We start from the raw sequence: 13,223 nt of genomic DNA, 5'->3' as shown, positions 1-13,223 counted from the left end.
CGACAGATCGCCGAGATCCTGCGAAGCCGTCGGCCCCCCGGCCGGCGGCTTCCGCTTATGCGGGGACGCCCCGCGGCTTAATGGCCGGGCGGGCTGGTCGGCACGGCGTTTCCCATTATGGTGGGGCGGGACGAGATTCGGGGCGCGTTTCGCGCCGGCCTGTCGAGGATAAATTATGCGTGATCCGATCGATACTTACATGAACTATCTGGTCCCGATGGTGGTCGAGCAGACCAACCGGGGCGAGCGCTCCTACGACATCTATTCGCGCCTGCTGAAGGAGCGGATCATCTTCCTGACCGGGCCGGTCGAGGACGGCATGTCGACCCTGATGGTCGCGCAGCTGCTGTTCCTCGAAGCCGAGAATCCCAAGAAGGAAATCTCGATGTACATCAACTCCCCGGGTGGGGTGGTGACGTCGGGCCTCGCGATCTACGACACCATGCAGTTCATCAAGCCGGCGGTGTCGACGCTGTGCATCGGCCAGGCCGCCTCGATGGGCTCGCTGCTGCTCACCGCGGGCGAGAAGGACATGCGCTTCGCGCTGCCCAACGCGCGAATCATGGTGCACCAGCCCTCCGGCGGCTATCAGGGCCAGGTCACCGACATCCTGATCCACGCCCGCGAGGTCGAAAGCCTCAAGCGCCGGCTGAACGAGATCTATGTCCATCACACCGGGCAGGAACTCGCGAAGGTCGAGGAAGCGCTCGAGCGCGACAACTTCATGACCTCCGAGGCGGCCAAGGCGTTCGGGATTATCGACAAAGTGATCGACAAGCGTCCTGACGACGCACCTGCCAAGAGCTGAGGTCGATTAACCTGATTTTGCGATGGTGACGTGTTTTCCGGGCAACGCCCGCTTCCTATATGAGGCGAAGGGCGGGCTGTCCGGGAAACCGGCACTTGCACATGAGGCGGCATCGCGCTTGCATGGGTGACATGCACCGCGACGATTTGCGTGATGCGGCAGCGTGCGTGATTGTTGATCAGGAGGTGTGACGAGGTGAAGACGGGCAACGTTCTACCCTAGCGAAAGCGGGGACGGCACGATTGCCTTCTTGATCGCTCCGGCGAACCCATGCTTGGCTAGGACATTGGACTAGGCATGGTCGACTTGCCGGCGGATCGGACCCTCGGGTCACTTCCTGACAGACGGCCCTGATGCCGTCGCGTTTCTCCCTCTTGGAGGCCCGCGGCGGCCTGCGAGACTGAGGCGAGACCGGGCTTCCCCCGGGTCGCCGAGCGGACGGAGAGACGCATGAGCAAGGTTGGCGGCAGCGACAGCAAGAACACCCTCTACTGCTCGTTCTGCGGCAAAAGCCAGCACGAGGTCCGCAAGCTGATTGCGGGACCGACCGTGTTCATCTGCGATGAATGCGTCGAGCTGTGCATGGACATCATCCGGGAGGAGAACAAGTCCTCGCTGGTGAAGTCCCGCGACGGGATTCCTACCCCCAAGGAGATCTGCAAGGTCCTGGACGACTACGTGATCGGCCAGTTCCACGCCAAGCGCGTGCTCTCCGTGGCGGTGCACAACCATTACAAGCGGCTCAACCACGCCACCAAGCACGGTGACGTCGAGCTCGCCAAGTCCAACATCATGCTGATCGGGCCGACCGGTTCGGGCAAGACGCTGCTCGCGCAGACGCTGGCCCGCATCCTCGACGTGCCCTTCACCATGGCGGATGCGACGACGCTGACCGAGGCGGGCTATGTCGGCGAGGATGTCGAGAACATCATCCTCAAGCTGCTGCAGTCGGCCGACTACAATGTCGAGCGGGCGCAGCGCGGCATCGTCTATATCGACGAGATCGACAAGATCAGCCGCAAGTCGGACAACCCGTCGATCACCCGCGACGTCTCCGGCGAGGGCGTGCAGCAGGCGCTGCTGAAGATCATGGAAGGCACCGTCGCCTCCGTGCCGCCGCAGGGCGGGCGCAAGCATCCCCAGCAGGAGTTCCTGCAGGTCGACACCACCAACATCCTGTTCATCTGCGGCGGCGCCTTCGCCGGGCTGGACAAGATCATCTCCTCGCGCGGCAAGGGCACCTCGATCGGCTTCGGCGCCGTCGTCGCCGCCCCGGAAGACCGCAAGCCGGGTGAGGTGTTCCGCGAGGTGGAGCCCGAGGATCTGCTGAAGTACGGCCTGATCCCGGAATTCATCGGCCGCCTGCCGGTGATCGCCACGCTCGGCGACCTCGACGAGGCGGCGCTGAAGAAGATCCTCTCCGAGCCGAAGAACGCGCTGGTGAAGCAGTATCAGCGGCTGTTCGAGATGGAGAATGTCGAGCTCACCATCCATGAGGAGGCGCTGGGCGCCATCGCCCGCAAGGCCATCGAGCGCAAGACCGGCGCGCGCGGCCTGCGCTCGATCATGGAAGGCATCCTGCTCGACACCATGTTCGACCTGCCGGGCCTCGAAGGCGTCGAGGAAGTGGTGATCTCCAAGGAGGTCGTCGAGCAGAACGCGCGGCCGCTCTACATCTACGCGGACCGTGCCGCCGCTGGCGATGCGGGCGCGAGTGCCTGACGGCGCGCGCGAGACGGATACGGCCGGGCGCGCCAGCTTTGGCGTGCGCCCGGCCGAGGCTTCCGGAAGGAGCCGGACCGGTCGGGCCGCGCCGCGCGCGGCTGGCCGGCAGGGGGAAGGCGTTGCCCATGACGGTGCCGACCCCAGTACCATCGGCCGGGGCGCTCCCGCCCTTGACGCCGCCGGACGGCATCTCCATCTGAGATCCAACACCCGGTCCTCGATCGGATCGACCTGCCCCAAGCGGCCTAACCTCCCGCCATCGCAGAGAGATTTTCGTTCGCGTTCCGGCCGCATTGCGGCACGGTCCCACGGACAGCTGCGCGGATGCCTTCAGGGGTCCGCGCAAAGCTCCGGCAGCCGGCCGGCAACAGAAAGGAAAGAGCCATGACGAGCCCGAAGCCTCGCACCGCGCTCACGCCCGGCGTTTCGCAGACCTTCCCGGTGCTGCCGCTGCGCGACATAGTCGTCTTTCCGCACATGATCGTGCCCCTCTTCGTCGGCCGCGAGAAGTCGATCCGCGCGCTCGAGGAAGTGATGCGCAACGACACCTTCATCCTGCTGGCTACGCAGGAGAACGCGTCCGACGACGATCCCTCCACCGACGCCATCTACAAGATCGGTACGCTCGCCTCGGTGCTGCAGCTGCTGAAGCTGCCCGACGGCACCGTGAAGGTGCTGGTCGAGGGGATCTCGCGCGCCAAGGTCAGCCACTACACCGACCGCAGCGACCTCTACGAGGCCGAGGCAGTGGCGCTGGAGGAGGATGCGGGCAACAAGATCGAGGCGGAAGCGCTGGGCCGCTCGGTGCTGGCCGAGTTCGAGAGCTATGTGAAGCTCAACAAGAAGGTCTCGCCGGAAGTCGTCGGCGTCGTCACCCAGATCGAGGACCACTCGAAGCTGGCCGACACCGTCGCCTCGCATCTCGCGGTGAAGATCCCCGAGAAGCAGGCGGTGCTGGAGATCCTCAAGGTCCCGGCCCGGCTGGAGAAGGTGCTCTCGCTGATGGAGAGCGAGATCTCGGTGCTCCAGGTCGAGAAGCGCATCCGCACGCGCGTCAAGCGCCAGATGGAGAAGACCCAGCGCGAGTACTACCTCAACGAGCAGATGAAGGCGATCCAGAAGGAGCTGGGCGACGGCGAGGAAGGCCGCGACGAACTGGCCGAGCTGGAAGAGCGCATCAAGACCGTGAAGCTCTCCAAGGAGGCCCGCGAGAAGGCGACGCACGAGCTGAAGAAGCTCCGGCAGATGTCGCCGATGTCGGCGGAAGCCACCGTGGTGCGCAACTATCTCGACTGGGTGCTGTCGATCCCGTGGGGCAACCGCTCCAAGGTCAAGAAGGACCTGCCTTTCGCGCAGGGCCTGCTCGACGCGGAGCATTACGGCCTCGACAAGGTCAAGGAGCGCATCCTCGAATATCTCGCGGTGCAGAGCCGTCAGAACAAGCTGACCGGCCCGATCCTGTGCCTCGTCGGCCCGCCCGGCGTCGGCAAGACCTCGCTCGGCAAGTCGATCGCCAAGGCGACGGGTCGCGAATTCGTCCGCATGTCGCTCGGCGGCGTGCGTGACGAGGCCGAGATCCGTGGTCACCGGCGGACCTATATCGGCTCCATGCCCGGCAAGATCATCCAGTCGATGCGCAAGGCCAAGAAGGCCAACCCGCTGATCCTGCTGGACGAGATCGACAAGATGGGAGCCGATTTCCGCGGCGATCCGTCGGCGGCTCTGCTTGAGGTGCTCGATCCCGCGCAGAACTCGACCTTCAACGACCATTACCTCGAGGTCGACTACGACCTGTCGAACGTGATGTTCGTGACGACGGCGAACACGCTGAACATTCCGCCGGCCCTTCTGGACCGCATGGAAGTGATCCGCATCGCCGGCTACACCGAGGACGAGAAGGCCGAGATCGCCAAGAAGCACCTGATCGCCCAGGCGCTGACCAAGCACGGCCTGAAGCCCGAGGAATGGTCGATCGACGACGAGGCGCTGCTCACCCTGATCCGCCGCTACACGCGGGAAGCGGGCGTGCGCAACCTCGAGCGCGAGATCTCCAACCTTGCCCGCAAGGTGGTGAAGGACCTCATGCTCACCAAGAAGAAGAGCGTGAAGATCACCGTCGCGCAGCTGGAGGAGTATCTCGGGCCGCCGAAGTTCCGCTACGGCGAGGCCGAGCTTGAGGACCAGGTCGGCGTGGTGACCGGTCTTGCCTGGACGGAAGTCGGCGGCGAGATCCTGACCATCGAAGGCGTCATGATGCCCGGCAAGGGCAAGATGACGGTGACCGGCAATCTGCGCGACGTGATGAAGGAATCGATCTCGGCGGCGGCCTCCTATGTCCGCTCGCGGGCGGTGGATTTCGGCATCGAGCCGCCGCTGTTCGAACGCCGGGACATCCATGTCCACGTTCCCGAGGGGGCGACCCCGAAGGACGGCCCGTCGGCGGGCGTCGCCATGGCGACCGTGCTGACCTCGGTGCTGACCGGCATCCCGATCCGCCGCGACATCGCCATGACCGGCGAGATCACGCTGCGCGGCCGGGTGCTGCCGATCGGCGGCCTCAAGGAGAAGCTGCTGGCGGCGCTGCGCGCCGGCATCAAGAAGGTGCTCATCCCCGAGGATAACGCCAAGGATCTGGTGGACATCCCGGACAATGTGAAGAACGCGCTGGAGATCGTGCCGGTGTCGCGGATGGACGAAGTGCTCCGCCACGCGCTGATCCGCCAGCTCGAACCGATCGTGTGGGAAGAGAAGCCGGTCGATGCCCCCGCGCCGGTGGAGCCGGTGATCGCGCGCGAAGAGGGTGGCGGCGTTGCCGCCCACTGATCGTCGCACCATCTGAGACGCGAACGGCCCCGGTCATCCGGGGCCGTTTTCGTTTGTGCCGGCGCCCGGCACCCGATCGCCATGCAACCGAGAGGCGAGCGGTAAGGGCGGGCGGGAGCGGCGCGGCGGATGGACGCGGCGTCCCGCTCAAATTGGAGGCGTGCCAAACACTTCCATTTTGAGGTAATTTGATACTTGTGGATGCATAAAACCGTTTATTCATGCGGGTTTTGAAGCCGATCCTGCTTGCAATCGCCGCAATTTCGGGAAAGGTACGCGCCCGTCGTCCGTGCAACCCACTGACGATTCTTGTGCAATCAAGGGAAGGAACGGTCTCATGACCACGAAGAACGAACTCGTCGCCGCCGTGGCCGAGCAGGCCAAGCTGACGAAGGCGGCCGCCGCCGCCGCGGTCGACGCGACCTTCGATGCCATTGCCGCTTCGCTGAAGGCCGGCGAGGAAGTGAAGCTGATCGGTTTCGGCAGCTTCTCCGTCGTCACCCGCGCCGCCCGTGAGGGCCGCAATCCGCGCACCGGCAACCCGGTGAAGATCGAGGCCTCCAAGGCCCCGAAGTTCACGCCCGGCAAGGGCCTGAAGGAAACCGTCAACGGCTGATCCGGCCGGACGCGCGGGCCGGGGCGCGACCCACGCAAGTGGGCGCGCCCTGCCGCAGCCGGCGGCAAGCCGGCCGGCCGGCGGAACCGGCCCGCGGTTCCCGATCTCAGGTTTCTGATTTCGGGTTTCCGACTACTTCTCGGCCGGTTCCCCGGTGGGGGAGCGTGCCGACCGGGGATCCCGCCCATAGCGGCGTGCCCCCGAGGACGAAGGCGGGCCGGCTCCGGCCGCCTTCGTGCTTCATTGCCGTATCTCCGTCCGCAGCCCGTCCTGGTGGCCTGTCGCCAGGGACCATCCCAATGGTACCGGCCCGCCGCCGTGCCCGGCCGATCCGGCGGGAATATGCGGCAAGGCCGTTTACGTGGCCGACGATTCCGATTATCTCGCCCATGAGCCGGCCATGGCCGGTGGGGCGTTGCGCCCGGCGTCCGCTTCGGCGGCGGCCGGCCATGCCCGGACACGCAGCGGTTTGGCCGCGGGTCGGCAAGGGCGGTTAGCTCAGTTGGTAGAGCATCTCGTTTACACCGAGAGGGTCGGCGGTTCGAGCCCGTCACCGCCCACCACCGGCCGCGGCGGCGATCGCGACGAGCCGGTACCGCAGGCAAGGCGCCGCCGGCTTTCCTTCAGCTCCTGCAAGCCGGTCGCGAGCGGTCGCGTCCGGGCGAGGCCGGTGCTATGCCGGATGGGAAGAACGTGAAACTCGTCCTCTTCGATTGCGACGGAACGCTGGTGGACAGCCAGCACGTCATCGTCTCCGCCATGACCCGCGCCTTCGCCCGCGCCGGCATCGACTTGCCGCCGCGCGAGGCGATCCTCGGCATTGTCGGCCTGTCGCTGGTGGAGGCGATGCGCAAGCTCGGCGACCACGCGCCCGACTTCCCCGCCGAGGAACTGGCCGGCTTCTACCGCACCGCGTTCCACGAACTGCGCGACGAGGGCAATTTCACCGAGCCGATGTTCCCCGGCATGCGCGACCTCGTCGAGACGCTGCACCGGCGCGACGACGTGCTGATCGGCATGGCCACCGGCAAGTCGCAGCGCGGCGTCGCCTCGGTGCTGAAGCATCACGGCATGGAAGCCCGCTTCGTCACCATCCAGACCGCCGACGACGCCCCCTCCAAGCCGCACCCGGCGATGGTGCAGCAGGCGATGGCGGCGGTGGGCGCGCAGCCGCGCGACACCGTGCTGGTCGGCGACACCAGCTACGACATGATCATGGCGCGCGCCGCCGGCGCCGGCGCCATCGGCGTCACCTGGGGCTACCACCCGGCGGAGATGCTGGAGGAGGGCGGCGCCCATCTCTTGGTGAACGGCGCCGGCGAACTGGCGCAGGGGCTCGACGCGCTCTGGCAGCAGCTGGCGCGCGAGAGCGTCGAGGGGGCGGGGCGATGAGCCTCGGCAGCGCCGCCGCGCCGATCAAGCGATTCTACAAGGAAGCGAGCGCGGCGCCCGGCCCGGACGGGTTCCAGGTGCAGCTCGACGGCCGCCCGGTGCGCACTCCGGGCCGGCATCCGCTCAGCGTGCCCGGCGAGGCTCTGGCGCGCGAGATCGCCGCCGAATGGGCCGGGCAGGGCGAGACCATCGACCCGCTCTCCATGCCGATCACCCGCCTCGTCAACTCGGCCCAAGACGGCGTCGCCGGGGCGATGGAGGCGGTGGGGGCGGAAATCGTGCGCTATGCCGGCTCGGACCTCGTCTGCTACCGCACCGACGGTCCGGACAAGCTGGTTGCGCTCCAGGTGCAGCTATGGGACCCGGTGCTGGACTGGGCGCAGGCGCGTTTCGGCGCCCGCTTCCTGCTCGCCGAGGGGGTGATGCACGTCACCCAGCCGCCGGCTTCGCTGGAGGCGGTGGCGACGCAGCTGCCGGACGAGCCGCTGCGCCTCGCCGCGCTCAGCCTGATGACCACGCTGAGCGGCTCGGCGCTCATCGCCTTCGCGGTGCTGCACGGGCGGCTCACCGCCGAAGAGGCCTGGCGCGCCGCGCATATCGACGAGGAAGTGCAGGAACAGGCCTGGGGCTCCGACAGCGAGGCGGAACGGCGCCGGCAGGCGCGCTGGCGCGATTTCGCCGCCGCCGTCCGCATGCTCGACCTGCTCGCGGCACCCTAGGCGGGAGAGGCGCGTGGACGAGACCGCCGACACGACTTCCCGCTACCGCATTCCCGACGGGCTGCGGGTCTATGCCTTCGGCGACATCCACGGCCGGCTCGACCTGCTGGAGAGCCTGCTGGCGATGGTCGAGCGCGACGCGCAGGGGTATGCGGGCGTACGCTTCGTCTTCCTCGGCGACTATGTCGACCGCGGGCCGGACAGCCGCGCGGTGATCGAGCGGGTACTCGGGTTGCAGCGGGAGCGCGGCGCCCTCTGCCTGACCGGCAATCACGAGGCGATGATGCGGGCGGCGCTCGACGGCAGCGGCCCGCTCGACCGTTGGCTCGGCAATGGCGGGATCGCGGCGCTGGCGTCCTACGGGGTGGCGGCGGAGGAACTGGGCGGCAAGGCGCTGCGCAAGGCAGCGCGGGCGGCGATCCCGGAGGAGCATGCGGCGTTCCTGGCCGGGCTCGGTTTCAGCGCCGAGTTGGGCGATTATTTCTTCTGCCATGCCGGGGTGCGGCCGGGCGTCGCGCTGGAGCGGCAGGCCGCGCACGACCTGATCTGGATCCGCCGCGTCTTTCTCGATGCCACCGTCGATTTCGGCAAGCGGGTGGTGCACGGCCACACGCCGGTTGAAGAGGTCGACATCCGCGCCAACCGCATCAATGTCGACACCGGCGCCTGGAAGACCGGGCGGCTGAGCTGCGTGGTGCTGGAGGGGGCGGAGGTGCGGGTGCTGCACACCTAGGCATCCCGCGCGCCGGGAGAAGGGTGCGCGCCCGACGCCCCCGCGCCCCTGGAAGCGGGCGCGCTCATGACTGCCCTGCGCGGTCCTGCTTTGAAACGCCGACGGGGCTGTGCTAAGCGACCCCTCATGTCCGCACGGGCGCGCGCGGTCCGGCTTCTCTCGGCCACGCCCGACGCGCCCGGAGCCACGGAGGCCCCCTGATGTCGTCGCCCGTTTCCGCCGCGCAGTCGGCGAACTCCTTCTTTTCGGCGAGCCTCGCCGAGGCCGATCCCGAGCTCGCCTCGGCGATCGTTTCCGAGCTCGGCCGCCAGCGCGACGAGATCGAGCTGATCGCCTCGGAGAACATCGTCTCCCGCGCGGTGCTGGAAGCCCAGGGCTCGGTGCTGACCAACAAATATGCCGAGGGCTATCCGGGTCGGCGCTACTATGGCGGCTGCCAGTTCGTCGACGTGGCGGAGAACCTCGCCATCGAGCGCGCCAAGAAGCTGTTCGGCAGCGCTTTCGCCAATGTGCAGCCCAATTCCGGCAGCCAGGCGAATCAGGGCGTGTTCTTCGCGCTGCTGCAGCCGGGCGACACCTATCTCGGCCTCAACCTCGCCGCCGGCGGTCACCTGACCCACGGCTCGCCGGTGAACATGTCCGGCAAGTGGTTCAAGGCGGTGCCCTATGGCGTGCGCGAGGACGACCAGCGCATCGACTACGCCGAGGTCGCCAAGCTGGCCGAGCAGCACAAGCCGAAGCTGATCGTCGCCGGCGGCTCGGCCTACCCGCGCCATATCGACTTCGCCAAGATGCGAGAGATCGCCGATTCGGTCGGCGCCTATCTGATGGTCGACATGGCGCATTTCGCCGGCCTGGTGGCGGGCGGCGTGCATCCTTCGCCGATCCCGCACGCCCATGTGGTGACCACCACCACCCACAAGACCCTGCGCGGCCCGCGCGGCGGCATGATCCTCACCAATGATGAGGACATCGCCAAGAAGATCAATTCGGCGATCTTCCCCGGCATCCAGGGCGGTCCGCTGATGCATGTGATCGCCGCCAAGGCGGTGGCCTTCGGCGAGGCGCTGCAGCCCTCGTTCAAGGTCTATGCGAAGAACGTGGTCGAGAACGCCAAGGCGCTGGCCGAGAACCTGAAGGGCCACGGCTTCGAGATCGTCTCCGGCGGCACCGACACGCATCTGATGCTGGTCGACCTGCGGCCGAAGAAGCTGACCGGCAAGGTGTCGGAGATCGCGCTCGGCCGCGCCCACATCACCACCAACAAGAACGGCATCCCCTTCGATCCGGAGAAGCCGTTCGTGACCTCCGGCGTGCGGCTCGGTACCCCGGCCGGCACCACGCGCGGCTTCGGCGTCGCCGAGTTCCAGCAGATCGGCGACATGATCGCCGAGGTGCTCGACGTGCTGTCGCAGAAGGGCACCGACGAGGACAGCCTCGTCGAGGCGGCGGTGCGCGAGAAGGTCAAGGGCCTGCTGGCTCGCTTCCCGATCTACGGCTGAGACGGGCCTGCAAGGGAAACCGCCTGCAAGGGAAACCGCCCGAAAGGGAAACCGCCTTAAAGAGGAAACGACATGCGCTGTCCCTATTGCGGGAGCCTCGACACCCAGGTGAAGGACTCCCGTCCCACCGAGGACAGCGCCGCCATTCGCCGCCGCCGCATCTGCCCGGATTGCGGCGGCCGCTTCACCACCTTCGAGCGGGTGCAGCTGCGCGAACTGACCGTGCTGAAGCGCTCCGGCCGCCGCGTGCCGTTCGACCGCGACAAGCTGGCCCGTTCCATCGAGGTGGCGCTGCGCAAGCGCCCGGTCGACCCCGAGCGGGTGGAGCGGCTGGTCTCCGGCCTGGTCCGCCGGCTGGAGAGCCAGGGCGAGAGCGAGATCACCTCCGAGCAGATCGGCGAGCTCGTCATGGAGAGCCTGAAGCAGCTCGACGACGTCGCCTATGTCCGCTTCGCCTCGGTGTACCGCAATTTCCGCGAGGCCAAGGACTTCCACGCGCTGATCGGCGAATTGCAGACCCGCGAGAGCGTGGTCGGCGGCGTGCCGACCGGTGTGGCGGCCGATATCGATGCCGATCCCGACAAGGACTGACGCCACGGTGCCGGACCCTTCCGACCCGCGCCTCGACGCGGCGCTGATGGGCGCGGCGCTGGCGGTTGGCCGCCACCATCTCGGCCAGACCTGGCCGAACCCGGCGGTGGGCGCCGTAGTGGCGCGCTTCGACCGGCTGTCCGAGCACGGCAATCCGCTCATTCTCGGCCATGGCGCCACCGCCGCCGGCGGGCGCCCGCATGCCGAGCCGCAGGCGCTCGCGCAGGCCGGCGAGGCCGCGCGCGGCGCCACGCTCTATGTGACGCTGGAGCCCTGCTCGCATCACGGCCGCACGCCGCCCTGCGTCGACGCCGTCCGCGCCGCCGGCATCGCCCGGGTGGTGGCGGCGATCGGCGATCCCGACGACCGGGTGGCGGGACGCGGCTTTTCGATCCTGCGCGAGGCCGGCATCGAGGTGACCGTCGGGCCGGGCGCGGACGAGGCTCGGCTCGCCCATGCCGGCCATATCAGCCGCGTCGTGCGCGGCCGTCCGCATGTGATGCTGAAGCTCGCGGTCTCCGCCGACGGCAAGGCCGGGCTGGAGGGCCGCCGGCCGGCCGCCATCACCGGCGAACAGGCTCGGGCGCGGGTGCATATGATGCGCGCCACCCATGACGCGGTGCTGACCGGCATCGGCACGGTGCTGGCCGACGATCCGGACCTTACCTGCCGGCTGCCGGGCATGGACCGGCGCTCGCCGGTGCGGGTGGTGCTCGACAGCCAGTTGCGGCTGCCGGCGACGGCGCGGCTGCTCGCCAATCTCGACGTCGCCCCGGTGTGGGTGATCGCCGGCGAGGGCCCGCCGGCCGTGGCCGAGCGGGCGCTCACCGAGCGCGGCGTCGAGGTGATGCGGGTCGGTGCCACGCCGGATGGCGGGCTCGACCTCGAAGCGGCGCTGCGGCTGCTGGCCGCGCGCGGCATCACGCGGGCGATGGTGGAGGCGGGGCCGCGTCTCGCGAGCGCCTTCTTCACCGCCGGCCTCGTCGATGAGGCGAGCCTGTTCGAGGCGCCGGGCTTGCTCGGCCGCAATGCCGTCGATGCGCTGGAAGGGCTCGCGCTCGACGCCTTCGACGCCTATCTCACCACGGTTGAAACCGAGCGGCACGGGCCGGACCGGCTGCGCATATTGAGGCGACGCTAGCATGTTCACGGGGATCGTCAGCGATATTGGCGAGGTGGTGTCGGTGGAGCGTCGCAACGACGTGCGCCGGCTGACGGTTCGCACCGCCTACGATACGGCGGGCATCGATCTCGGCGCCTCCATCGCCTGCGCCGGCGTGTGCCTCACCGTGGTGGCAACACAGCCGGACAGTTTCGCGGTGGAGGCGGCGCCGGAGACGCTGGCGCTCACCACCGTCGCCCATTGGGGAGAGGGCGCGCGGATCAATCTCGAACGCGCGCTGAAGATCGGCGACGAACTCGGCGGCCATATCGTGCAGGGCCATGTCGACGGCCAGGCGGAGGTGGTCGCCCGCGAGGATCTCGGCGAGACCACGCGCTTCACCTTCGCGGCGCCGCGCGAATTGGCTCCCTTCATCGCCACCAAGGGCTCGGTGACGCTGGACGGCACCTCGCTCACCGTCAACACGGTGGACGGCGAGCGCTTCACCTGCCTGCTCATCCCCCACACGCTGAGCCACACCACCTGGGGGGCGGTGCAGCCGGGCGACAAGGTCAATATCGAGGTCGACATGATGGCCCGCTACGCGGCCAGGCTCGCCGAGTTCCGCTGAGGCGGGGGGCAGAGTTGCGCAGAGGCGTCTTGCGGAGTTCCGCCGGGCGGCGTACGTCGTCGCTTCGTTTCCGAATGCGAGGTTTCTTCCCATGGCGACCCCCCGCCGCGCCGTCGAGGCGGCCGAGCGTCTAGACGGCGCTCGCATCCTGATCGTCGAAGGCCGTTTCTACGACGACCTCAACGACGAATTGCTGGCCGGCGCCCGCGCCGCCGTCGAGGCCGTCGGTGCCAGCTGCGAGGTCGTCACCGTGCCGGGCGCGCTGGAGGTGCCGACCGCCATCGCGCTTGCCCTCGACAATGCCGAGGCGGACGGCAAGCCGTTCGACGCCGCAGTGGCGCTCGGCTGCGTGGTGCGCGGCGAGACCTATCATTTCGAGATCGTCGCCGGGGAATCCTCCCGCGCGCTGATCGATCTCTCGGTCGCCCGCAAGCTGCCGCTCGGCAACGGCATCCTCACCGTCGAGAATGACGAGCAGGCCTGGGTGCGCGCCCGCGTCTCCGACGGCAACAAGGGCGGCGGTGCCGTCGAGGCGGCGCTTGCGCTGCTGCGCCTGAAGCGCCGGTCGTGGTGAGGCTGTC

The 13,223-nt window shown here is 68.2% G+C and carries 12 protein-coding genes and 1 tRNA gene; all 13 read left to right on the top strand.

Features of this window, described 5'->3' with window-relative positions; translation table 11 throughout:
- Window positions 1–175 precede the first annotated feature (175 nt).
- The 13 genes from KHC28_RS21450 to ribH all read left to right on the top strand — a co-directional run bounded on the left by KHC28_RS21450 (window position 176) and on the right by ribH (window position 13,216).
- A complete protein-coding gene (locus KHC28_RS21450) occupies window positions 176–808 on the top strand; it encodes an ATP-dependent Clp protease proteolytic subunit (RefSeq protein ID WP_214010409.1) in 633 nt (210 codons plus the stop codon).
- A gap of 450 nt (window positions 809–1,258) precedes the next feature.
- Complete coding sequence (gene clpX, locus KHC28_RS21445; RefSeq protein ID WP_214010408.1) at window positions 1,259–2,530, top strand: ATP-dependent Clp protease ATP-binding subunit ClpX; 1,272 nt, start codon at window positions 1,259–1,261, stop codon at window positions 2,528–2,530.
- A gap of 387 nt (window positions 2,531–2,917) precedes the next feature.
- Complete coding sequence (gene lon / locus KHC28_RS21440) at window positions 2,918–5,356, top strand: endopeptidase La (protein WP_214010407.1); 2,439 nt, start codon at window positions 2,918–2,920, stop codon at window positions 5,354–5,356.
- 337 nt (window positions 5,357–5,693) lie between these two features.
- Entirely contained in the window at window positions 5,694–5,972 is a 279-nt protein-coding gene (locus tag KHC28_RS21435) for an HU family DNA-binding protein (RefSeq protein WP_018386927.1), read from the top strand.
- A 487-nt stretch (window positions 5,973–6,459) separates the two neighbouring features.
- Window positions 6,460–6,535: transfer RNA gene (locus KHC28_RS21430), tRNA-Val, on the top strand.
- A 130-nt stretch (window positions 6,536–6,665) separates the two neighbouring features.
- Window positions 6,666–7,364 (top strand): HAD-IA family hydrolase, encoded by a 699-nt coding sequence (locus tag KHC28_RS21425; protein ID WP_214010406.1) that lies wholly within the window; start codon window positions 6,666–6,668, stop codon window positions 7,362–7,364.
- Window positions 7,361–8,083 (top strand): ATP12 family chaperone protein, encoded by a 723-nt coding sequence (locus KHC28_RS21420; RefSeq protein ID WP_214010405.1) that lies wholly within the window; start codon window positions 7,361–7,363, stop codon window positions 8,081–8,083. The genes KHC28_RS21425 and KHC28_RS21420 overlap by 4 nt, the downstream gene beginning before the upstream one ends.
- 13 nt (window positions 8,084–8,096) lie before the next feature.
- On the top strand, window positions 8,097–8,816 hold the full coding sequence (locus KHC28_RS21415; RefSeq protein ID WP_312893299.1) for a metallophosphoesterase family protein: 720 nt from the start codon (window positions 8,097–8,099) through the stop codon (window positions 8,814–8,816).
- 200 nt (window positions 8,817–9,016) lie between these two features.
- Entirely contained in the window at window positions 9,017–10,318 is a 1,302-nt protein-coding gene (glyA, locus tag KHC28_RS21410; RefSeq protein ID WP_214010404.1) for a serine hydroxymethyltransferase, read from the top strand.
- Window positions 10,319–10,390: 72 nt separating this feature from the next.
- Window positions 10,391–10,909: a transcriptional regulator NrdR gene (nrdR, locus tag KHC28_RS21405; protein ID WP_246565087.1), complete on the top strand. Its 519-nt coding sequence runs from the start codon at window positions 10,391–10,393 to the stop codon at window positions 10,907–10,909.
- Window positions 10,910–10,955: 46 nt separating this feature from the next.
- The gene (ribD, locus tag KHC28_RS21400) at window positions 10,956–12,050 is read left to right on the top strand and encodes a bifunctional diaminohydroxyphosphoribosylaminopyrimidine deaminase/5-amino-6-(5-phosphoribosylamino)uracil reductase RibD (RefSeq protein ID WP_214010866.1); all 1,095 of its coding nucleotides are present in this window, start codon (window positions 10,956–10,958) and stop codon (window positions 12,048–12,050) included.
- Window position 12,051: 1 nt separating this feature from the next.
- On the top strand, window positions 12,052–12,642 hold the full coding sequence (locus KHC28_RS21395) for a riboflavin synthase (RefSeq protein ID WP_214010403.1): 591 nt from the start codon (window positions 12,052–12,054) through the stop codon (window positions 12,640–12,642).
- A 91-nt stretch (window positions 12,643–12,733) separates the two neighbouring features.
- On the top strand, window positions 12,734–13,216 hold the full coding sequence (ribH, locus tag KHC28_RS21390) for a 6,7-dimethyl-8-ribityllumazine synthase (RefSeq protein WP_214010402.1): 483 nt from the start codon (window positions 12,734–12,736) through the stop codon (window positions 13,214–13,216).
- Window positions 13,217–13,223 lie beyond the last annotated feature (7 nt).

The sequence above is a fragment of the Ancylobacter sonchi genome, assembly GCF_018390695.1.
GTDB classification, from domain to species: Bacteria; Pseudomonadota; Alphaproteobacteria; order Rhizobiales; family Xanthobacteraceae; genus Ancylobacter; species Ancylobacter sonchi.
This window is presented reverse-complemented; position numbering and strand designations above follow the sequence as displayed.